The organism is Burkholderia sp. AU28863 (genome assembly GCF_002223195.1).
Lineage (GTDB): Bacteria > Pseudomonadota > Gammaproteobacteria > Burkholderiales > Burkholderiaceae > Burkholderia > Burkholderia sola.
On the sequence record NZ_NKFE01000004.1, the window covers coordinates 627565 to 650746 of the forward strand.

A 23182-nucleotide genomic window follows, 5' to 3' on the forward strand; every position below is an offset into this window, starting at 1 on the left:
CGGCCGCCCGCCCCACGTTCCGATGACCGCTTCCCACGATCCCGCCGCCGCTCCATTCCCCTGCGCCCGCTTCATCAAGGAAATCGGCCGCGGGCCGAACGGCGCGCGCGCCCTGTCCGCCGAGGACACGTTCGAGCTTTATCGCGCGATGCTCGATGCGCGCGTGTCGGACGTCGAACTCGGCGCGATCCTGATCGCCTATCGGCTGAAAGGCGAATCCGCCGACGAACTGGCCGCGATGCTCGCCGCCGCGCAAGCGTCGTTCGAACCCGTGCACGTACAGGACACCGCGTTCCGCCCGGTGTCGATCCCGAGCTACAACGGCGCGCGCAAGCAGCCGAACCTCGTGCCGCTGCTCGCGCTGCTGCTCGCGCGCGAAGGCGTGCCGGTGCTGGTGCACGGAGTGGAGCGCGATCCGGGCCGCGTGACGAGCGCCGAGATCTTCTCGGCGCTGTCGCTCGCGCCGTCGACGTCGCACGATGCGATCGAGGACACGCTCGCCGAGCGCCGCGTCGCGTTCGCACCGATCGACGTGCTGGCGCCCCGCATCGCGCACCTGCTGTCGATGCGCCGCGTGCTCGGCGTGCGCAACTCGACGCATACGCTCGTGAAGATCCTGCAGCCGTTCGCGCCGGCCGGGCTGCGGCTCGTCAACTACACGCACCCGCCGTACCGCGACAGCCTCGCGCAGCTGTTCCGCGATCATCCGGACGCCGCGCGGGGCGGCGCGCTGCTCGCGCGCGGCACCGAAGGCGAAGCGGTGGCCGATACGCGGCGCCAGGTGCAGGTCGACTGGCTGCACGACGGCGTGTGCGACACGCTGATCGACGCCGAACGTTCGTCGACCGACGCGCCGCCCGTCGCGCTGCCCGAGTCGCGCGATGCGGCGACCACGGCGGCATGGACGGACGCGGTGCTGCGCGGCGAGGTGCCGGTGCCCGACACGGTCGCGCGACAGGTCGCGACAATCGTGCAGATCGTGCGCGTCGCGCGCTGACGGCGCGACGACGACCTGGCCCTTTATCCCGACATTTGACACGCGAGCGCATCCTGGCATAGAGTGGCCGTCATGCGTTCCTTTCCGAACACCCTCCGAATTACCTCCGGCCGCCTAGCGCGGCCGCTATCGCTACGACTAGCCTAAGGCTGTCGTAGCGCCGTGTGCTGTTCGCACGGTCCTCCCAGCAGTTCCTCGCCGTACCCCTCTCGCAGTTTTTACAACCCGAAGTCGTCAGCATTCGTCCGTCCATCCGTCGGCCGATTCGCGAAGATCATCCGCATCCGCGGCGCCATCGCGCGCCGGATGCGAGGCAGCGCCAACCGGCGCCCGTGCCGTGCGTCTTCGCTCGCGACTTGAGACCCGAGGTCCAGAAGATGATGCGCAATCCGCAAGACAAGTACCGTCCGTTCGAGCCCGTCCGCCTCAATGGCCGCCGCTGGCCGGCCCGCACCATCGAGCGTGCGCCCGTGTGGATGAGCACCGATCTGCGCGACGGCAACCAGTCGCTGATCGAACCGATGAGCATCGAGCAGAAGCTCGAGTTCTTCAACATGCTGGTCGCGATCGGGTTCAAGGAGATCGAAGTCGGTTTTCCGTCGGCGTCGCAAACCGACTTCGATTTCGTCCGCAAGCTGATCGACGACAAGCGGATTCCCGACGACGTGACGATCGAAGTGCTCGTGCAGTCGCGCGAAGACCTGATCGCGCGCACGTTCGATGCGCTCGAAGGCGTGCCGCGCGCGATCGTGCACCTGTACAACGCGGTCTGCCCGTCGTTCCGCCGCATCGTGTTCGGGATGTCGAAGGACGACGTGAAGGCGCTCGCGATCGACGGCACGCGCATCATCAAGGCACACGCCGCCGCGCGCCCCGACACGCACTGGACGTTCCAGTATTCGCCGGAAACCTTCAGCATGACCGAGCTGACGTTCGCGCGCGAGATCTGCGACGCGGTCGCGCAGACGTGGCGCCCGACCCGCGACCACAAGATGATCGTCAACCTGCCGGCCACCGTCGAAGCCGCGACCCCGAACGTGTTCGCCGACCAGATCGAATGGATGGACCGCAATCTCGCGTATCGCGACAGCATCGTGCTGTCCGTGCATCCGCACAACGATCGCGGCACCGCGGTCGCGGCGGCCGAACTCGCGCTGCTTGCGGGAGCCGACCGCATCGAAGGCTGCCTGTTCGGCAACGGCGAGCGCACCGGCAACGTCGATCTCGTCACGCTCGCGTTGAACCTCTACACGCAAGGCATCGACCCGGGCCTCGATTTCTCCGACATCGACGCGGTGCGCCGCGTCGTCGAGCGCTGCAACCAGATTCCCGTGCATCCGCGCCACCCGTACGCGGGCGACCTCGTATTCACCGCGTTCTCGGGCTCGCACCAGGACGCGATCCGCAAGGGCTTCGCGCAGCAACGCCCCGACGCGGTCTGGGAAGTGCCGTACCTCCCGATCGACCCGGCCGATCTCGGCCGCAGCTATGACGCGGTGATCCGCGTGAACAGCCAGTCCGGCAAGGGCGGCGCGACGTTCCTGCTCGAACGCGGGATGGGCTTCACGCCGACGCGCCGCGTCCAGATCGAGTTCAGCCATGCGGTGCAGACGCTCGCCGACGCGTCGGGCGAGGAAGTGACGGGCGACGCGATCTGCGCGCTGTTCGCGCGCGAATTCTTCGAGACCGACGGCCCGGCCGCGCGCCACGGCAACGGCGCGCGTTGGCAAAACCGCGAGATCGCGACGGCGCCTGCCGCCGATGCGACGCCGGACGACGCGGCGCGACATTTCGCCGCGGCATTTGCGGCGGCCGCCGGCGCCGCGATCGAGGTCGCGTCGTGCGAGCACACGCGCGCCGCGGACGGCCGCATCGCGGTATCGGTCGGCTGCCGGGTCGGCGACGCGCCGCTGCGGCATGGGGTCGGCGTGCACGCCGATGCGGCCGTCGCGGCGCTCGATGCGGTCGTCGGTGCGATCAACCGCTCGGCATGGCACTGCGCGGACCACCGCGCGGCGGCCTGACCGCCGGGCTGCGATGCCGGGTTGAAACGTCAGCGAGCGGTGCGTGACCGCCCGTGCGCCGCGCGATCCGCGCCGCACGAGGCAGCAAAAAGCGGCTCAGAAGGCCGCTTCGATCGACACATGAAAAGGGGCGCCACCCGCGCTCAAGTTTCGGTCGCGCACCGCGTCGCCTGCCACGCGAACAGGCACCAGCGGCCCTGGTCGTGCGTGTGGACGGACGTATAGGCAATCGGAAAGACGAGGCCGCCGTTGTTGGTTTCCATCTCGATCAACGCGCGCCCGGTGACGACGCAGGTGGCGTCGCCGACCGGCAGCACGTCCTGCGACTGGATTTCGATCTGGCGATAGCGGCGGCGACCGGCGACGATGGCGTCGATGAACTGCTGCTTGGTTTCGCGTTTGCCGTTGGTGTGGACGAAAAACACCTTGTCCGACAACAGCGCGTCGAGCGCCTCGCCGTCGCCGTCCACCATCGCCCGGAACCGATCGCGCTCGAGCGCGCGGATCGCATCGACCACCTTCGCCATCGCCTGACTCCTCGGCAACGCGCCCGCCGTGCGCCGGCGTGCGGATCAGAAGTTGTACTGCACGTAGAACTGGTGGAAATTTATACCAGGATTCGGCTCTTTGATACCCGCGTTAGACACATGTTGGAAACGGTAACCCACCTGATACTGTTGCCGTTCGCCGAACTGCGCGCCGACGCCGACGACGTCCGCGAACTGGAACGATGTCGACAGCGACAGATTGTTCGAGATCGTTGGATGCGTGAGGAACCGGATGCCGGCGCCGGCTTCGACGAACGGACGAACCTGGCCCGCGCTCTTGATGAAACGGAACATCGGCGTCGCGCCGAATTCACCGATGTTGGCGTGCACGTTGCCGCCGGTGTGCCAGTAGCCGACATGGCCTTCCATCACGAACGCGAAGTGCCAGCCGCCGATTTCCCACCAGTTCCAGCCCGGATCCCAGACCACGCCGAGATCGGCCTTGTCGATCCCGTGGCGATCGGAAAAGCCGCCGCCCGCCTGGATCCCCCATCGGTCCGCGAAAGCCGCACCCGATCCGCCCAGAAGAGACGCTGCCAGCATCGCATGCAGCACCAGCCGGCTGCGGGGCCGGCGATTCTTCTTATTGTTCATCTGACACTCCAACTTTGTGGGTTGAATGGAGCCTGCGGCAACGGCCGGGGCCCGAGCGAACTGAATGGTATGGTAAAGGACTTTTCGAATCGGCATCACGAAGCGAAATGGCTTGCTTCCAAAACGACAAAAATCGAAATCGTCTACTGATTCCTATCAGAAACAACGGCTTACGGAACTTCATGGCCGAGCCCCTGTCGCAGAATAGACTATCGGTTCGACCCATCCGATAGAAAAATGGGGAACTCCGATGCCCCCGCCCGCTCTAAGGAATTAGCACTCGTATTGCGGGAGTGCTAAGATGACCACGGAATCTCATCCGAGACCGGGGTTTGTCCCTGATTCCAAAGGAGTTTTTAGTGAGCAACGCCCTGACCCTCCCGAACACCCTGAGCCCGACGCCGGCCAAGGCCGAATCGGCAGGCTCGCTGGCGCTCGCAGCCCAATCGATGTTGCCCGGCCAGCTCGGCAACATCGACGCGTACATCCAGGCCGTCAACCGCATTCCGCTGCTGACCGCCGAGGAGGAACGCCGGTATGCAACCGAATTCCGCGAAAACAACGACCTCGACTCGGCGCGCCGCCTGGTGCTGTCGCACCTGCGTCTCGTCGTGTCGATCGCGCGTAACTATCTCGGCTACGGCCTGCCGCACGGCGACCTGATCCAGGAAGGCAACATCGGCCTGATGAAAGCGGTGAAGCGGTTCGATCCGACGCAAAACGTGCGCCTGGTGTCGTATGCGATTCACTGGATCAAGGCCGAGATCCACGAGTACATCCTGCGCAACTGGCGCATGGTGAAGGTCGCGACGACGAAGGCGCAGCGCAAGCTGTTCTTCAACCTGCGCAGCCACAAGAAGAGCATGCAGGCGATGACGCCCGAGGAAATCGACGGCCTCGCGCAGGAGCTCAACGTCAAGCGCGAAGAAGTCACGGAGATGGAAACGCGCCTGTCGGGCGGCGACATCGCGCTCGAGGGCCAAGTGGAAGACGGCGAGGAATCGTACGCGCCGATCGCCTACCTGGCCGATTCGCACAACGAGCCGACCGCCGTGCTCGCCGCGCGCCAACGCGACATGTTGCAGACGGACGGCATCGCGCAGGCGCTCGACGCGCTCGATGCGCGCAGCCGCCGCATCATCGAGGCGCGCTGGCTGCAGGTCGACGACGACGGCTCCGGCGGCTCGACGCTGCACGATCTCGCTGCCGAATTCGGCGTGTCGGCCGAACGCATCCGCCAGATCGAGGCGAGCGCCATGAAAAAGATGCGCACCGCCCTCGCCGAATACGCCTGAATCCCGGCGACCTAAAGCGCCTCATCGAAAACCGCTGCCCGACCGGCAGCGGTTTTTTTTCGTCCGGTTTCCCCGTGCTTTTCGGCCGTTTCGCTCTCCGTTTTTGCGTCGATTAATTGAACTGATTCATCGGGCATTACGCCATTTGCGGCGCCCTTCCGCATAACCTTGATCCACCTCAATTTTTACCCCCTGTTTCGCGACGGTCTGCCGCAGCGCAGCACTCGGCATCGGAAAGCAGTCCTTTTAAAATTGGCATGTCAGGCGCAAAAGGATTAAAACAGCTTCACGGCCGTCATAAATCCGACGTAAAGTCGCCCCCAATCCGACGTAAATCGATTCAGGATAATCGCCTTGATCTCGATCAATAAAGAGCCTGCGCCGCCTTCGCGGCCGGCCGGCACGATCGGCTGGCGCGCACGCATCGCCGCATGGGCACGCGGACCCACCCTCGCCCGCGACATCACCCTGGTGCTGATCGTCAAGCTGACCCTCCTGATGTCGCTCAAATACGCATTCTTCAATCATCCGCAGGCCGAGCACATGTCGTTGCCGCCTGCCGCCGTGGCCGAGAAGCTGCTCTCGGTGCCGGCGCCTGCATCTACCGAGGGAGACCATCATGATAAGTAGCGAAGTCGTCGATCTGTCACGTCTGCAGTTCGGCATTACGGCGCTCTACCACTTCCTGTTCGTGCCGTTGACGCTCGGCCTGTCCTGGCTGCTCGTCATCATGGAAGCCGTCTACGTGATGACCGGCAAACAGGTCTACAAGGACATGACCCAGTTCTGGGGCAAGCTGTTCGGCATCAATTTCGCGATGGGCGTGACGACCGGCATCACGCTCGAATTCCAGTTCGGCACGAACTGGTCGTACTACTCGCACTATGTCGGCGACATCTTCGGCGTGCCGCTCGCGGTCGAAGGCCTGATGGCGTTCTTCCTCGAATCGACGTTCGTCGGCCTGTTCTTCTTCGGCTGGAACCGCCTGTCGAAGGTCAAGCACCTGATCGTCACGTTCCTCGTCGCGCTGGGCTCGAACCTGTCCGCGCTGTGGATCCTCGTCGCGAACGGCTGGATGAACAACCCGGTCGGCGCCGAGTTCAACTACCAGACGATGCGCATGGAGTTGACCAGCCTGTTCGACGTGCTGTTCAACCCGGTCGCGCAGGTGAAGTTCGTGCATACCGTGTCGGCCGGCTACGTGACGGCCGCGATGTTCGTACTCGGCATTTCGTCGTGGTACCTGTTGAAGAAGCGCGACATCGACTTCGCGCTGCGCTCGTTCGCGGTCGCGGCCGGCTTCGGCCTCGCGGCCACGCTGTGCGTGATCGTGCTCGGCGACGAATCGGGCTACACGACCGGCGAAGTGCAGAAGATGAAGCTCGCCGCAATCGAATCGGAATGGGAAACCCAGCCGGCGCCGGCGTCGTTCACGCTGATCGGCATCCCGAACCAGAAGGAAGAGCGCACCGACTACGCGATCAAGATCCCGTACGCGCTCGGCCTGATCGCGACGCGCTCGATCGACGAGCCGGTGATCGGCCTGCGCGAGCTCGCGAAGCACAGCGAGGAACACATCCAGAGCGGGATGGTCGCGTACGGCGCATTGCAGAAGATCAAGGAAGGCGACAAGAGCGACGCGACCCGCGCGCTGTTCGACCAGCACAAGCAGTATCTCGGCTACGGACTGATGCTCAAGCAGTTCACGCCGAACGTGATCGATGCGACGCCGGAGCAGATCAAGGCCGCCGCGAAGAAGACGATCCCGCCGGTCGCTCCCGTGTTCTTCTCGTTCCGGATCATGGTGTTCCTCGGCTTCCTGTTCCTCGCGACCTTCGTCGCCGCGTTCTGGTTCTGCGCGCGCCGGCAACTGCTGCAGGACAACCGCCGCTGGTTCCTGCGTTATGCGCTGTGGGCGATCCCGCTGCCGTGGCTCGCCGCGGAATTCGGCTGGGTCGTCGCCGAGCTCGGCCGTCAGCCGTGGACGATCGCGGGCATCCTGCCGACGCATCTGTCCGCATCGAGCCTGACGTCGACGGACCTGTACCTGAGCCTCGCCGGTTTCATCGCGTTCTACACGGTACTGTTCGTCATCGAGATCAAACTGATGTTCAAGTACGCGCGCCTCGGCCCGTCGTCGCTGCATACCGGCCGCTATCACCACGAACTCGCCGCCGCCGGCGAGCGGGCCGCAGTCTGAGCACGCCCTCGCAACCGAACAAGGAATCGCTATGGACTATGCAACTCTCAAGCTGATCTGGTGGGTGCTCGTCGGCGTGCTGCTGATCGGCTTCGCCGTCACCGACGGCTTCGACATGGGCGCGACCGCGCTGCTGCCGTTCCTCGGCAAGACCGACGACGAGCGCCGCATCATCGTCAACACGGTCGGCGCGACGTGGGAAGGCAACCAGGTGTGGCTGATCACGGCCGGCGGCGCGATGTTCGCGGCCTGGCCGCTCGTCTACGCGGCGTCGTTCTCCGGCTTCTACTTCGCGATGCTGCTCGTGCTGTTCGCGCTGTTCTTCCGGCCGGTGGGCTTCGACTACCGCAGCAAGCGGCCGGACCCGCGCTGGCGCGCGGGTTGGGACTGGGGCCTGTTCGTCGGCGGCTTCGTGCCGGCGCTCGTGTTCGGCGTCGCGTTCGGCAACTTGCTGCAGGGCGTGCCGTTCAAGTTCGACAGCGACCTGCGCGTGACCTACTACGGCGGCTTCTGGGCGCTGTTGAACCCGTTCGCGCTGCTGTGCGGGCTCGTCAGCCTCACGATGCTCGTCGCGCACGGCGCCGCGTTCATCAAGATGAAGACCGACGGCGCGATCGCGCGCCGTGCGTCGATCGCGCTGCGCGTCGCGTCGTTCCTCGCGGTCGTGCTGTTCGTGCTGGCCGGCGTGCTGGTGGCCTCCTACATCGGCGGCTTCCACATCACGCATGCCGCGCCGACCGACACCGTCGCGAACCCGCTGCTCAAGGACGTCGCCGCGGGTTCCGGCCTGTGGCTCGCGAATTACGGCGACTATCCGTGGATGATCGCCGCGCCCGTCGTCGGGATCGCGGGCGGCGTGCTCGCGCTGCTGCTCGCCGGCTCGAAGCAGGAAAAGACGGCGTTCTTCTGCACGGGCCTGATGATCGTCGGCGTGATCCTGACCGCGGGCTTCTCGATGTTCCCGTTCATCATGCCGTCGTCGCTCGACCCGCGCAGCAGCCTGACCGTATGGGACTCGACGTCGAGCCACATGACGCTGCAGGTGATGCTGTTCGCGGTGATCGTGTTCCTGCCGATCGTGCTGCTCTACACCGGCTGGGTGTATCGCGTGATGCGCGGCAAGGTCACGCACCAGGCGCTCGAAGAGAACAAGCACTCGATGTATTGACGCATTGAACCCGGTCGGGGCGCGCGGGCGCCCTCGCCTACCGTTTCGCAAGGAGTCTGACCATGTGGTATTTCAGCTGGATTCTCGGTATCGGCGTCGCGCTGTCGTTCGGCATCGTCAACGCGATGTGGCTCGAAGCGCGGCAGAAGACGCAGGAAGCGTCCGTGCGGGCGCGCCGCGACTGAACGCGTGACGCATGCGGCCGCTCGATCGCGCGGTCGCCGTCCGGAAGGAAAGAACCTCGCTTCGCGCGAGGTTTTTTTTCGCCCTGGCCGCGCCGGGAGGCGGCGTACATCGATGCCAATTTAGCGCCAGATTGATACCACTTGAATACCAATAAAAGGTTTCATAAGATCGTTGGACACGGCCGCTGACAGGCCGATTCCTTCTGGGTGGGGGAGACATGCGATTTCCGTGTGTGGCGTGCGCCTGCGCGCCGTTTCGACTTCCGCGTGCCGCGGCGCGCCCCATCGGCGCGCGCCGTGGCCAACTAGGCGCCGCCGGCCACGGCCGCCTCGTCGCCGCGGCGAACGCCGTGGGCCGCCGATGAATCCGCGCACGCCGACGCCCCGATCCGATCGGCACGCGTGCCCGCCTCCCGTTCCGTAACGCACGCTTTCGCGTGCCGAATGCGCGCGGTGCAGCCGCATCGCCCCGCGCACGGGTATCTCCCGCAGCTCCACTGAAAGACCCGATCGCAGCGACGTCGCGTCACGACGCCGCCATGTCCTCTTTTTCTCAGGAGTTCGAATTGAAGCGCACCTTGCCATCCCTCATTGCCGGCCTGCTGATCGCGGTGCTGTCGCCCGCTGCGATCGCCGCGGCACCTGCGCCGGCCGCCGTTGGCGCGCCCGCCGGCACCGCGCAAGCGGCCAGCCTCGCGACGCAGCTGTCGAACGGCCTCGCGTTGCGCGTCGCCGTCGACAACAACCACGCGGGCGCGGCCGGCGTGCCGTGCGCCGATCTCGGCGCCGACGGCGCCGCCTGCGCGACGGGCCGCCTGATCCTGCAGAACCGCGGCCACCAGGCGATCGCCGACGGCGGCTGGAAGCTCTACCTGCACAGCATCCGCCGCCTGCTGCGGATCGATCGCCCCGGCTTCGCGCTGCGGCGGCTCACCGGCGACCTGTACGAACTGACGCCGCAGCCGGGCTCGGTGCGGCTCGCGCCCGGCGAGCGCATCGAGCTGCCGTTCGTCGCCGAATACTGGCTGCTGCGCTACAGCGACGTGATTCCGCGCCCGTATGTCGTCGTCGACGGCGCGCCGCCGGCCGTGCTGCGCTACAACGACACCGACAACGAGCTGCGCTACGTCGAATCGCTGCCGGCCGACGCGCAGAACAACTCGACCGGCAATGCGCCGCCGGTGGCCGCACGGCCCGATCCGGGCCGTGCGTTGCCGAGCGTGAAGCGCGAACTGCCGCTGCCCGGCACGCTCGAGCTGCGCGGCGTCGAACTCGCGCTGCCGGATCTGCCTGACGCGCAGGTCGCGGCGCTGCGCGAGCGCGCGACGACCCTCGGGCTCGACGGCGCACGCGTGCCGGTGCGCGGCTTCGTCGCACCGCGCCGGCTGCCGGCCGACCTCGCGACACCGGGCGGCTACCGGCTCGCGATCGGGCCGCGCGGCGTGCTGATCGAAGGCTACGATCGCGCGGGCCTCTACTACGGCGTACAGACGCTCTACTCGCTCGCGCCGGCCGGCGGCGGCCCGATTCCGGCGATGCTCGTCGAGGACGCGCCGCGCTTCACGCATCGCGGGATGCACGTCGACCTCGCGCGCAACTTCAAGCAGCCGGCGACACTGCGTCGCCTGATCGACCAGATGAGCGCGTACAAGCTCAACCGCCTGCACCTGCATCTGTCCGACGACGAAGGCTGGCGCATCGAGATTCCCGGCCTGCCCGAGCTGACCGAGATCGGCTCGCGCCGCTGTCACGACCCGGGCGAGACGCGCTGCCTGCTGCCGCAGCTCGGCTCCGGCCCCGACAACCGCTCGGGCGGCGGCTACCTGACGCGCGACGACTACGTGGCGCTCGTGCGCTACGCGGCCGCGCGCTTCGTGCAGGTCATCCCCGAGATCGACATGCCCGCGCACGCCCGCGCGGCCGTCGTGACGATGGAGGCGCGCTACCGGCGGCTGCACGCGGCCGGCCGCGAGCAGGAAGCGAACGCGTATCGGCTGCTCGACCCGCAGGACACGACGAACCTGACGACGGTGCAGTTCTACGACCGGCGCAGCGACCTGAACCCGTGCGTGCCGGGCGCGCTCAACTTCGCGTCCAGGGTGATCCGCGAGATCGCGGCGATGCACGCGGACGCGCAGGCGCCGCTGCAGACCTGGCACTACGGCGGCGACGAAGCGAAGAACATCTTCCTCGGCGGAGGGTTCCAGCCGCTGAACGGCACCGACCCGAACAAGGGGCGCATCGACCTGGCCGCGCAGGACAAGCCGTGGGCGCGTTCGCCCGCGTGCACGGCACTGCTCCAGCGCGGCGAGATCAAGTCGATCGACGAGCTGCCGACGCGTTTCGCGAAACAGGTGAGCGCGGCCGTCAACGCGAACGGGATCGGCACGATGGCCGCGTGGCAGGACGGCATCAAGCACGCGAACGGGCCGCAGGATTTCAGCACGCGCCACGTGATGGTGTCGCTGTGGGACACGATCTTCTGGGGCGCGTCGGACAGCGCGCGCGACCTGAGCGGCAAGGGTTACCAGACGGTGCTCGCACTGCCCGACTACCTGTACTTCGACTTCCCGTACACGCTCAATCCGCGCGAGCGCGGCTACTACTGGGGCTCGCACGCGACCGACGAGTACAAGGTGTTCTCGCTCGCGCCGGAGAACCTGCCGCAGAACGCCGAAGTGATGGGCGACCGCGACGGCAACGCGTTCGAGGTGACGGGCACGGCCCCCGCGCCGCGCATCGAAGGCATGCAGGGCCAGGCGTGGGGCGAGGTGATGCGCAACGACACCTTCCTCGAATACATGACCTACCCGCGGCTGCTCGCGCTCGCCGAACGCGCGTGGCACCGGGCCGACTGGGAGCTGCCGTATGCGGCCGGCGTGCGCTTCAAGCGCGGCGACACGCACCACGTCGACGTCGCCGCGCTGCAGCGCGACTGGGCCGGCTTCGCGACGCTGCTCACGCAACGCGAATTGCCGAAGCTCGAGCGCGCCGGCGTCGGCTACCGGAAGCCGACCTTCACGCTGACGAATCCGTGAACGGCTGAAGGCATCCGGTCTGCGCGGGGCGGGCAAGCGCATCGCCCACCCCAAAGAAAACGGCTTGCGACGCGTACGTCGCAAGCCGTTGTTCTTTTGACGGCCGGCCCGGATCCGCCACGCGGATCGATCAGGCCGGCTTCACCGCATCACGCCGGTTGCGCAGCCGCCCCGCCGCCCGACGGCGGCAGGCGCGCGCCGAGCTGTTCGGCATAGCGTGCCGCCGCGTTGCCGCAGACGATGTGGAACGTGTCGAGCGACACCCATGCGACGTCGAGCGTGCCGAGACGCTCGCGATCGACCGCCGACGGATCGCGCACGACCACGCGCAGGCGCGTGGTGGCCACCGCGTCGAGCGACACGACGTTGGTCGCGCCGCCGAACACCGCGAGCCAGCGGGCCGGCTCCGGATCGAGCGGGCCGGCGGCCGCGCCCGTGACGGGCTGCGCGGCGACCGGCGCCGACGCTGCCGCAGCGGTCGCGCCGGCGCCGATCGCGGCACGCATCTCGTCGGCGATGATGTCGGCCTCGGGCCCGATGATCACCTGCACGCTGTTGCCGCCACGCTTGAGCACGCCGCGTGCGCCGATCGACTTCAGTTCCGGCTCCGATACCTTTTCCGGATCGACGACGGTCAGGCGCAGGCGCGTCGTGCACGCGTCGACGACCGACAGGTTGGCCGCTCCGCCCAGCGCGGCGATGTAGCGTTGCGCACGCGGTGCGGCAGCCGTGGCCGTCGCGCCCGCGCCCGGTGCGACGAAGCCGCCTGATGCGTACGAGTCCGCGGCCGCGTCGGTCGATGCCGGCTCACGGCCCGGCGTGGCCATGTTGAACTTGCGGATGAAGAAACGGAACAGCCCGTAGTACGCGACGCCGTACGCGATACCGAGCGGAATCGCGATCCAGCCCTTCGTCGACAGCCCGTAGTTCAGCACGTAGTCGATCGCGCCGGCCGAGAACGTGAAGCCGAGCTTCACGCCGAGGATCTGGCAGATCGCGAGCGACAGCCCCGTCAGCACCGCGTGGATCACGTACAGCACCGGCGCGAGGAACATGAAGCTGAATTCGATCGGCTCGGTCACGCCGGTCAGGAACGACGTCAGCGCCATCGAGAACAGCAGGCCGCCGACCATCGCGCGGCGCTCCTTCGGCGCTTCGTGCAGCATCGCGAGACATGCGGCCGGCAGGCCGAACATCATGATCGGGAAGAAGCCGGCCATGAAGGTGCCCGCGGTCGGGTCGCCCGCGAAGAAGCGGTGCAGGTCGCCGTGCACGATCTCGCCGCCGGCGGGCGGCGTGAAGTTGCCGAATACGAACCACGCGAGCGAGTTGATGATGTGGTGTAGGCCGGTGACGAGCAGCAGGCGGTTCAGGAAGCCGAACACGAACGCACCGATCGCGCCCGCCGTCGTCAGCCACTGGCCGGCCGCGTCGATCGCATGCTGGATCGGCTGCCACACGTACCCGAACGCGATGCCCAATATCACGCAGACCAGCCCCGTGATGATCGGCACGAACCGCTTGCCGCCGAAGAACGCGAGGTAGTCCGGCAGCTTGATGTCTTTATAGCGGTTGTACAGCAGGCCCGCGACGACACCCGCGATGATCCCGGACAGCACGCCCATGTTCAGCTTGGGATCGATGTCCTTCATGATCGCGGTTTCGATCAGGTAGCCGATCGCGCCCGCGAGCGCCGCCACGCCGTTGTTGTCCTTCGCGAAGCCGACCGCCACGCCGATCGCGAACAACAGCGGCAGGTTGTCGAAGATCGCGCCGCCGGCGTCGGCAATCATCTTGATGTTGAACACGTCCGGCTGGCCGAGCCGCAGCAGGATGCCGGCGACCGGCAATACCGCGATCGGCAGCATCAGCGCCCGCCCCAGGCCCTGTATTTTCAGAAACGGATTCCCGTCCATTCGATCCTCCAATCCATGTCTCGTCGTTAAGCGTCGTTGACCTAATTGCTTTCGTAGTAAAACGGGTCGCGTGCCCGCCGCCGACGTTCAGTCGAGCGGCCAGACCTCGCGGCTTGCTGCCCTTACCGCCTGTGCCGAATCGAGCGCGAGCAGGTCCTGCGCGCGCTGACGGCACAACTGGTAATCGAGACGGCGCACACGCGCCTTGATGCCCGGCACCGACACCGGATCGACCGACAGTTCGGTCACGCCGAGGCCCACCAGGACCGGCACCGCGAGCGGATCGCCGCCGAGCGCGCCGCATACGCCGACCCACTTGCCGTGCTTCGCGGCGCCGCGCACCGCGATGTCGATCAGGCGCAGCACGGCCGGATGCAGGCCGTCCGACTGCGCGGCGAGATCGGCCTGGCAGCGGTCCATCGCGAGCGTGTATTGCGTGAGGTCGTTGGTGCCGATCGACAGGAAATCCGCGTGCCGCGCGAGCTGGTCGGCCAGCAGCGCGGCCGACGGCACCTCGATCATCACGCCGACCTCGATCGGCTCGGTGCGGCCCTGCGCGCGCGCGAATTCGTCGATGCGCTTTTTCAACCGCACGAGTTCGCCCGCGTCGGTCACCATCGGCAGCAGGATGCGCACCGCGCCGAACGGCTTCACCGCGAGCAGGCCCTGCAACTGATCGTCGAGCAGATCGGGGCGCACCTGCGCGAGACGGATGCCGCGCAGGCCGAGCGCCGGGTTCGGTTCGGGCGGCAGCGTCAGGTAGTCGACTTCCTTGTCCGCGCCGACGTCGAGCGTGCGGATGATCGCCGTGCGGCCCTGCAGCGCGTCGACGATCGACTGATAGCTCTGCTGGTGCTCGACCGCCGTCGGCGCGGCCTGGCGATGGATGAACATCAGTTCGGTACGCAGCAGGCCGACCGCGTCCGCGCCGTTGTCGACCGCGGTGTTCGCGTCGTCGAGCGTCGCGATGTTCGCGGCGACTTCGATCGCGCGGCCGTCGACGGTCGCGGCCGCAACGCCTGCCAGTTGCCGGTTCGCCTCGCGCACGCCGTCCAGGCGCTGGCGCTCGTGCCGCGCGCGCTCGACGTCGAGCGCGGTCGGCGCGTGTTCGAGCCGGCCCGCGCTCGCATCGACGACGACCTGCGTGCCGTCCGGAATCGCGTACAGCGCATCGCCGACCGCCACCAGCGCCGGGATGCCGAGCTGCCGCGCGATGATCGCCGCGTGCGACGTCGCGCCGCCGCGCGCCATCACGAGCGCGGTCACGCGTTCGCGATCGAGCGACGACAGGTCGGACGGCGTGAATTCGTCGGCCGCGAGCACGGCTTCGTCGGGCAGTGCGCGCGCGGCGCCGTTCGTGTGACCGAGCGCGCGCAGCACGCGCTTCTCGATATCGCGCAGGTCGGCCGCGCGTTCGGCGAGCAGCGCATCGTCGAGCTTCGACAGCGTGTCGATCTGCGTGCGGATCGTCGCGCGCCACGCGAAGCCCGCGCCCTTGCCGAGGCTGATCAGGTCGCGCGCCGCGTCGACGAGCGTCGGATCTTCCAGCAGCACGCGATGTACCGCGAAAATCCCCGCCTCGCCGACCGCACCGCGCGCCGATGCGTTGCGCACCGTTTCGCCGAGTTCCGCGTCGACCGCCTTCAGCGCCTGGTCGAGGCGGCGGCTTTCCGCGGCCGGCGTGCCGGACGCCTGCTCGGGCGGCACGATGTCCGCATCGTCGAGACGCACCAGCGTGCCGACCGCGATGCCGGGCGCGGCGCACACGCCGGCGAGCGTGTTCGGGTCGATTGGTGCGCCATCGCGCGGCGCGCCGGCGTGGCGTGCGACCGTCTGCGGCGCGGGCGACGTCAGCCGCGCCGGCTTTTCCTCCACTTCGCCGTGCGCTTCGCGCAGCAGCTCGCGCTCGACCGCGTCAACGGCCTGCTGCGCATGTGCGCCGCGGCCGACCAGTTCGACCGTCGCGCCTTCGCCGGCGCCGAGACCGAGCAGGCCGACGACGCTCGCGATCGACGCCTTGCGGCCGTCGAACAGCACGTCGACGGTCGCGTCGAACCCGCGCGCGGCTTCCCGCGCCCGTGCAGCCGGCCGCGCATGCAGGCCGCCCGGCTGGGCGAGCACGATCTCGCGGCGCACTTCGTTGTGCGCGGCCGCGCCGGCCTGCGCCGCCTGCGCGGCGGCTTCGCCCTTGCCGCGCAGCGCGAGCAACGGCGTCTCGCCAGCGGTCGCGAAACCGCTCGCGCGATCGACGACCTCGAACGCGTCGGAATTCGCGATCGCGATCACTGACACGAGCGAATGGGCGTTTCGCGCCACCGCGTCCTGGTCGAACTCGATCAACAACGCGCCGGCTTCGACGCGCGCGCCGGCTTCGACGTGCGCGATGAAGCCCTGCCCGTTCAGCTCGACGGTGTCGATGCCGATGTGCAGCAGCACTTCCGCGCCGTGCGGCGTCGTGATCGTCACCGCATGGCCGGTGCGCGCGAGATGCGACACGACGCCCGCGCACGGCGCGACGAGCCGGCCCTCGAGCGGGTCGATGCCGATGCCGTCGCCGAACATCCCGCCGGAGAACACCGGATCGGGTACGTCGGCCAGCGGGACGATCGGCCCCGTCAACGGGCTAAGCAGGACGATCTGATCGTGGTTGGGGCTCTTCAACTGGGATTCCTCGGCGCGTCTCATCGGCTTTCTCGACTATCAGTGCGTTTCGGTGACTTTGTTCAGGTGGCGCGGCGTGTCGGGATTGCGGCCGCGCGCGACGGCAAGATCCGCCGCCATCACGTAGAACGAAAGAATGGCGGCGATCGGGTCAAGCGCCGAATGGGCCGACTGCGCGAGCGGCAGCACGGTGCCCGATACGCCGGGCGTCGATACGCCGGGCGTGCCGGCGGGCGCCGCGAGCAGCACGGCGGCGCCGCGTGCACGCATGTCCGCGGCAAGCTGCAGCAGGCCGGCCTGCTCGGGCCCCGGCGGCGCGAACACGAGCAGCGGATAGTCGCGATCGATCAGTTCCATCGGACCGTGGCGGACTTCGGCGCTCGAGAATGCCTCGGCCTGGATGCCGGAGGTTTCCTTCAGCTTCAGCGCGGCTTCCTGCGCGATCGCGAGGCCGAGGCCGCGACCGATCACGATCATCCGCTCGACGCCCGCGAGCGCGGCGACGGCCTGCGACCAGTCGAGCCGGCCGGCTTGCGCGAGTACGTCGGGCAGGCCGCGCAATGCGGTGATCAGCGCGGCGTCGCGCTGCCAGTACGCGACGATCTGCGCGGACAGCGACAGCATCGCGATATAGCTCTTCGTCGCGGCGACCGACAGTTCGGGGCCGGCCAGCAGCGGCAACTGGTGCTCGCACGCGTCGGCGAGCGGCGACGGCAGCACGTTCACGGCGGCGACGGTGCGCGCGCCGGCTTCGCGCAGCGCGGCCATCGTGTTGACGAGATCGGGGCTCTTGCCCGACTGCGAGAACGCGAGCGCGAGCTGGTCCTGCACCTTCAGCGGCGCCTGCTGCAGCGTCGCGACCGACATCGGCAGCGACGCGACCGGCACGCCGAGGCGGCTCATCGTCAGGCTCGCGAAATAGCTGGCGGCGTGATCCGAGCTGCCGCGCGCGACCGTCAGCGCGACGGCCGGCGGGTGATCGAGCAATTGGCCGGCGAGCGCTTCGACGCGCGCGGTGTCGGCGAGTTGCGCGGCGACGACCTGGGCGGACTCGCGCGCTTCCTTAAGCATATTCGACAATCGATTCTCCTTCGACGTAGGTCGCGGTGAGGTTCAGGTCACGATCGAACACCGCGAGGTCGGCCCATGCGCCGCGCTCGAGGCGGCCGCGATCGGCGATGCCGAGGTAGTCGGCCGCGTAGCGCGACATCCGGTTCGACACGTCGGCGATCGGCAGGCCGAGCGACACGAGATTGCGCAGCGCCTGGTCCATCGTCAGCGTGCTGCCGGCGAGCGTGCCGTCGGCGAGCCGCACGCCGCCGAGGCACTTCGTCACGTGCTGGCTGCCGAGCCGGTATTCGCCGTCGGGCATGCCGGTGGCGGACGTGCTGTCGGTCACGACGTACAGGCGCGGGATCGCGCGCAGCGCCGCACGGATCGCGCCCGGATGCACGTGCAGCAGATCGGGGATGATTTCCGCGTATTCGGCATGCGCGAGCGCCGCGCCGACGAGGCCCGGGTTGCGGTGATGCAGCGGCGACATCGCGTTGAACAGGTGCGTGAAGCCGCACGCGCCGTGCTTGAGCGCGGCGACCGCGTCGTCGTAGGTCGCGAGCGAGTGGCCGAGCTGCACGCGCACGCCGCGCGCGGCCATCTCGCCGATGATCTCGATGTGGCCCGCGATTTCCGGCGCGAGCGTGACGACGCGAATCGGCGCGATCGACAGGTACTTCAGCACCTCGTCGAGCACGGCCGACACGGCCGCGTCCGGCTGCGCGCCGAGCTTGCCGGGGTTGATGTACGGGCCTTCGAGATGCACGCCGAGCACGCGCGCGCCGCCGGGCGTGCGGGTGCGGGCGACGATGCCGAGGTTCGCGACGACCTCCATCAGTTCGTCGCGCGGCGCGGTCATCGTCGTCGCGAGCAGGCTCGTCGTGCCGAATTGCGCGTGCGTGCGGACGATCGTTTCGATCGCGTCGCCGCCTTCCATCACGTCGGCGCCGCCGCCGCCATGCACGTGCAGGTCGATGAAACCGGGCAGGATGTACGGCGCGTCGTTCGTCGCGGGATCGACGGGCGTGCCGTCGAGCGTGGTGATGCGGCCGTTCTCGCTATCGAGCGAGCCGTGAATCCAGCCGTCGGAGGTGAGGATGTTGCCAGTCAGCATGACGTTCTCTTGATGATCGGGTGACGCAGGCATCCGCGTCGTGATTGGCCAATTCGTTGCAATTCATTGCGCGCGATTGCGTTCCATCGCGATTGCGCGGGGTGCGCGGGCAGTCTCGCGCGTCAGCGTTTCAGTTCGGCGACGAAGTCGTAGTAGTCGTCGCGGCAATACGTTTCGGTCACTTCGATCGCGCGTTGGTCGGCGCCGTAGCCGATGCGCGTGATCACCAGCAGCGCCGAGCCCGGCTTCACCGCCATCCATTTCGCGATCGCGTGCGTCGCGTTCGCGGCACGAAAGTGCTGCAGCGCGCGCACGACGGTCATGCCGCGCGCCTCGAGGTATTCGTACAGCGACGCGCCGAGCGCCTGCGGATCGGGCACCACCGCGGCCGGCAGCGTCGAGTGCTCGACCGCCATCACGATGCCGTCCGCGCGGCGCAGCCGTTCGAGCCGCGCGACCGTCGCGCCGGGCGCGAGGCCGAGATGCGTGAGCTCGTCGCGGCTCGCGGCGCGCAGCGTGCGCGCCAGCCACACCGAATCGGGCACGAAGCCGCGCTGCTGCATCTTCGCGGTGAAGCCGACGAGCCGCGACAGCGGATCGGCGACACGCGGCGTGATGAAGCTGCCTGCCCCGCGCGCCCGCTTGATCAGGCCCTGCTCGACCAGCAGCGCGAGCGCGCGGCGTGCGGTGATCCGCGACACGCCGACCGACACCGACAGCAGCCGCTCCGACGGTAGCGCCTCGCCGGCCCGCCACGCGCCGGCGTGAATCGCGCTCGCCAGGTTGCGGGCGAGCTGCAGATAGAGCGGCGTGTCGTCGAGGGGATCGGGTGACAGTTCGGACCAGCCGGTTTCCATGCGCCTCCGGGTGTCGGACGACGATCTCGGACCGTCGAAAGTGAACGCATTATATAACCACCATAATACCAGTCAACGAACTGGTATTAGCGTCGCGGAAATCGCCGAAAGCCTTGCGCGGCAAGCGTTTTAGTGCCGACAAAGCCTTTGTTTACAATGCAGTGCGGGATAGGGATTTACCCGAAGTGGTATGCAAAGGGACGGTTCCGGTGCACCGTTCGGCCGGGTTTCGGGTGCGAATATGAGACCGGAATAGAACCAATTTGGCCAACTGGTATGCACCTGCCGAGCAGGCCGGCGCGATGCAGGCGTCAGTGGAATTCGCGGCTCGACGTGCGCAGGCCGCCGAGCAGCGGCGTCAGATCCTCGAAATGCTGCGCGACGAGGTGCCGTACGTCGCTGACGACCTGCCACACGCCGGACGCCGCGAGCAGCCGCGAATCGAGCGTTTCGCGACGCTGCCGCGCGAGCAGCTCGGGCCGGACGATCACGTTCACGCAGCCCGTTTCGTCTTCGAGCGTCATGAACATCACGCCCTTCGCGGTGCCCGGCATTTGCCGCGCGATCACGAGCCCGCATGCGCGTGCGAGCCGGCCGTCGGGGCGGTCGCGCAGCTCGGCCGCGGACGACAGCCGCTGCGCGCGCAACGCCGGCCGCAGCAGCGCGACCGGGTGGCGGTTCAGCGTGAGGCCGGTGGTGTGGTAGTCGGCGAGGATATCGTCGGCTTCCGACGGCGCGCCGAGCGCGGGCTGCTCCACTTCGTCGATTGGCGCGGCAGCGAGCAGGTCGCGTTCGGGGGCTGCGGCGACGGCTTGCCATAATGCATCGCGGCGATGGCCGGCGAGCGTCGCGAGCGCGTTCGCGGCGGCGAGCGCTTCGAGATCGCGCCGTTCGAGCTGCGCGCGGCGCGCGAGGCTGTCGACGTTGTCGAACGGGCCAGCGGTGCGAGCGGCTTCGATGCGCCGCGCGGCGGCTTCGCCCAAGCCGCGCACGAGCGACAGGCCGAGCCGCACCGCGGGCTGGCCGTGCGGCGGCGGCTGATCGGGCAGCGCTTCCAGCGCGGCTTCCCAGTTGCTTTGCGTGACGTCGATCGGCAGCACCTTCACGCGGTGACGCTTTGCGTCCTGCACGAGTTGCGACGGCGGGTAAAAACCCATCGGCTGGCTGTTCAGCAGCGCGGCGAGGAAGATCGCCGGTTCGTGACATTTGAGCCAGCTGCTCGCGTACGCGAGTTTCGCGAAGCTGGCCGCATGGCTTTCGGGGAAACCGTATTCGCCGAAGCCCTTGATCTGCTCGAAGATCTGCTCGGCGAATTCGCGCGTGTAGTTGCGTTCGAGCATCCCGCTGATGATCTTGTCCTGATATTTCTCGAGATTGCCCTTGCGCTTCCACGCGGCCATCGCGCGGCGCAAGTCATCCGCTTCGCCAGGCGTAAAACCCGCGGCGACGATCGCGATCTGCATCACCTGCTCCTGGAAGATCGGCACACCCAGCGTGCGAATGAGCACTTCCCTGAGCGCGTCGCTCGGATACGTGACCGCACCCTCTTCTTCGCCGGCCACGATCCTGCGCCGCTGCAAATACGGATGCACCGCGCCGCCCTGAATCGGGCCGGGCCGCACGATCGATACCTGGACGACGAGGTCGTAATAGTGGCGGGGCTTCAACCGCGGCAGCATCGACATCTGCGCACGCGATTCGATCTGGAACACGCCGACCGTATCGGCACGGCAGATCATGTCGTAGGTTGCTTTGTCGTCCTGCGGAATGTGTTTCAGCGTGAACGGTTCGCCGTCCGGCTCCGGCGGCCCGCGCCATGCGGTGCGCAGGTCGAACGCGCGATGCAGCGCCGACAGCATGCCGAGCGCGAGCACGTCGACCTTCATCAGCCCGAGCGCCTCGAGATCGTCCTTGTCCCACTGGATCACGCGCCGGCCGTCCATCGCCGCGTTCTCGACCGGCACGAGCCGCGTGAGCTTGCCGCGGCTGATCACGAAGCCGCCCGAATGCTGCGACAGATGACGCGGGAAGTTGAGCAAGCGCCCCGCCAGTTCGGCCCATGTGCGAATCAGCGGCGTGTCGGGATCGAGCCCGGTCGACGCGAATTGCTGCAGCAGATCGCGGCTGCCGTCGAACCAGCGATGCCCCTTCGCGACGCGATCGACCAGCATCGGATCGACGCCGAGCGCCTTGCCGGTTTCGCGCAACACGCCGCGCGGACGATACGTCGAAACGGCGGCCGCGAGCGCCGCGCGATCCTTGCCGTATTTTTTGTAGATATGCTGGATCACTTCTTCGCGACGCTGATGCTCGAAGTCGACGTCGATGTCGGGCGGCTCGCCGCGCTCTGCGCTGATGAAGCGCTCGAACAGCGTCGTGCTCTGGTCGGGATCGACCTCGGTGATGCCGAGGCAATAGCAGACCACCGAGTTCGCGGCCGAGCCGCGGCCCTGGCACAGGATGTTCTGGCTGCGCGCGTATTTGACGATATCGTAGACGGTCAGGAAGAACGGTTCGTACTTCAGTTGGGCGATCAGGTCGAGTTCATAGCGGATCTGCTTCTCTACCTTTTCCGGAATGCCGTTCGGATAACGCCCGGCCGCGCCCGCGAAGGTTTCCTGTTCCAGATAGCACGTCGGCGTAAGCCCCTTCGGCACGATCTCGTCGGGATACTCGTAGCGCAGTTTGCCGAGATCGACGTCGCATGCATCGAGAATCGCGCACGTCTCCGCCATCTCGTTCGGCGAAAACAGTTCTGCGATTCGCTTCCGCCAACGCAGATGCTGCTCCGCATTCGGCGCGAGCGCATAGCCGCATTCAGAAACCGGCATCCCGACGCGAATCGCCGTCATCACGTCCTGCAGCGGTTTGCAGGAGCGCTTATGCATCGTCACGTCGCCAAGCGCGACGATGCGCACGCCGCGCCGTTTGCCCGCCTCGCGAATCTCGTCGCGCTGCACGCCGTCGAGCGCGCGCTGCAACTGCACGAGCCCGAGCCGCGCACGCTCGCCGAAGGTCGCGCGGAACCAGGCGACCTGCGCATCGAGCACGGCCGCACGCACCGGATACGCAGGCACGAGAATCGCGAAGCAGTCGGGCATGCCGCGCAGATGGGCGAATTTCTCAGGCGGCCTCGACAACATTCGCGACGTCAGCCGGTAAGTTCCCTTCGGCGACTCCATCCGCCGCCACGAAATCAGCTCGGACAGGTTGCCGTACCCTTCGCGGTTCTGTGCGAGCAACACGAGTCCGAACGCACCGGGCCCCGGATCCTGGCCGGGCGCGACTTCATCCGGCGTGACGTCGAAATACGAACCGATGACGAGCGGCAGCCCTTTCGCTTTCGCGGCGACATGCATGCGCGGCGCACCGGCGAGCGAGCATTCGTCGGTGATCGCGATCCCGCGATAGCCGAGTTTCGCCGCACGCTCGACCAGTTCATCCGCATGCGACGCGCCGTGCAGGAACGAAAAGTTCGAGCGGCAGAACAACTCCGCGTAATCGGGCAGCAAACTGAATTCCGCAGCCATCT

16 protein-coding genes are annotated in these 23182 nt (G+C 67.6%); 8 read left to right on the forward strand and 8 right to left on the reverse strand.

The window, feature by feature from the left end; translation table 11 throughout:
• The first annotated feature begins 22 nt into the window (after positions 1–22).
• Both ybiB and leuA read left to right on the forward strand, forming a co-directional pair.
• A complete protein-coding gene (ybiB, locus tag CFB81_RS14490; RefSeq protein WP_089435658.1) occupies positions 23–997 on the forward strand; it encodes a DNA-binding protein YbiB in 975 nt (324 codons plus the stop codon).
• Between the two features lie 377 nt (positions 998–1374).
• Entirely contained in the window at positions 1375–3021 is a 1647-nt protein-coding gene (gene leuA, locus CFB81_RS14500) for a 2-isopropylmalate synthase (protein ID WP_089435659.1), read from the forward strand.
• Between the two features lie 143 nt (positions 3022–3164).
• Here leuA and CFB81_RS14505 read toward each other — a convergent pair whose 3' ends face one another.
• Both CFB81_RS14505 and CFB81_RS14510 read right to left on the reverse strand, forming a co-directional pair.
• Positions 3165–3548: a nuclear transport factor 2 family protein gene (locus tag CFB81_RS14505; RefSeq protein WP_069620269.1), complete on the reverse strand. Its 384-nt coding sequence runs from the start codon at positions 3546–3548 to the stop codon at positions 3165–3167.
• Between the two features lie 45 nt (positions 3549–3593).
• Positions 3594–4163: an acyloxyacyl hydrolase gene (locus tag CFB81_RS14510; protein ID WP_069620268.1), complete on the reverse strand. Its 570-nt coding sequence runs from the start codon at positions 4161–4163 to the stop codon at positions 3594–3596.
• A gap of 359 nt (positions 4164–4522) precedes the next feature.
• On the opposite strand from CFB81_RS14510, the gene rpoH reads away from it, so the two are divergent.
• From rpoH to CFB81_RS14550, 6 genes are all read left to right on the forward strand, one after another.
• A complete protein-coding gene (rpoH, locus tag CFB81_RS14520) occupies positions 4523–5458 on the forward strand; it encodes an RNA polymerase sigma factor RpoH (RefSeq protein ID WP_069620267.1) in 936 nt (311 codons plus the stop codon).
• 348 nt (positions 5459–5806) lie between these two features.
• Entirely contained in the window at positions 5807–6088 is a 282-nt protein-coding gene (gene cydP / locus CFB81_RS14525; protein ID WP_179235975.1) for a cytochrome oxidase putative small subunit CydP, read from the forward strand.
• The gene (locus CFB81_RS14530) at positions 6078–7658 is read left to right on the forward strand and encodes a cytochrome ubiquinol oxidase subunit I (protein ID WP_069620265.1); all 1581 of its coding nucleotides are present in this window, start codon (positions 6078–6080) and stop codon (positions 7656–7658) included. Before cydP ends, CFB81_RS14530 begins: the two co-directional genes overlap by 11 nt.
• A 31-nt stretch (positions 7659–7689) precedes the next feature.
• A complete protein-coding gene (cydB, locus tag CFB81_RS14535) occupies positions 7690–8826 on the forward strand; it encodes a cytochrome d ubiquinol oxidase subunit II (RefSeq protein WP_089435661.1) in 1137 nt (378 codons plus the stop codon).
• 62 nt (positions 8827–8888) lie between these two features.
• Positions 8889–9011, forward strand: a complete 123-nt coding sequence (gene cydX, locus CFB81_RS14540) for a cytochrome bd-I oxidase subunit CydX (protein WP_060733353.1) — start codon at positions 8889–8891, stop codon at positions 9009–9011.
• 539 nt (positions 9012–9550) lie between these two features.
• Positions 9551–12049 carry a family 20 glycosylhydrolase gene (locus CFB81_RS14550; RefSeq protein ID WP_373452647.1) on the forward strand — a complete coding sequence of 833 codons (2499 nt, stop codon included), beginning with the start codon at positions 9551–9553 and terminating at the stop codon, positions 12047–12049.
• 149 nt (positions 12050–12198) lie between these two features.
• Here the strand turns inward: CFB81_RS14550 and nagE are convergent, their stop codons facing one another.
• The 6 genes from nagE to CFB81_RS14580 form a co-directional block, all read right to left on the reverse strand.
• Positions 12199–13965 (reverse strand): N-acetylglucosamine-specific PTS transporter subunit IIBC, encoded by a 1767-nt coding sequence (nagE, locus tag CFB81_RS14555; protein ID WP_089435663.1) that lies wholly within the window; start codon positions 13963–13965, stop codon positions 12199–12201.
• An 87-nt stretch (positions 13966–14052) separates the two neighbouring features.
• On the reverse strand, positions 14053–16650 hold the full coding sequence (ptsP, locus tag CFB81_RS14560; RefSeq protein ID WP_069620261.1) for a phosphoenolpyruvate--protein phosphotransferase: 2598 nt from the start codon (positions 16648–16650) through the stop codon (positions 14053–14055).
• A 15-nt stretch (positions 16651–16665) separates the two neighbouring features.
• Positions 16666–17697: an SIS domain-containing protein gene (locus CFB81_RS14565; protein ID WP_069620260.1), complete on the reverse strand. Its 1032-nt coding sequence runs from the start codon at positions 17695–17697 to the stop codon at positions 16666–16668.
• Positions 17690–18793 carry an N-acetylglucosamine-6-phosphate deacetylase gene (nagA, locus tag CFB81_RS14570; protein WP_069620314.1) on the reverse strand — a complete coding sequence of 368 codons (1104 nt, stop codon included), beginning with the start codon at positions 18791–18793 and terminating at the stop codon, positions 17690–17692. The genes CFB81_RS14565 and nagA overlap by 8 nt, the downstream gene beginning before the upstream one ends.
• A gap of 122 nt (positions 18794–18915) precedes the next feature.
• Complete coding sequence (locus CFB81_RS14575; RefSeq protein ID WP_089435664.1) at positions 18916–19650, reverse strand: GntR family transcriptional regulator; 735 nt, start codon at positions 19648–19650, stop codon at positions 18916–18918.
• Between the two features lie 311 nt (positions 19651–19961).
• Positions 19962–23180, reverse strand: coding sequence for an error-prone DNA polymerase (locus CFB81_RS14580; RefSeq protein WP_089435665.1), 3219 nt, complete (start codon positions 23178–23180; stop codon positions 19962–19964).
• Positions 23181–23182: the final 2 nt, after the last annotated feature.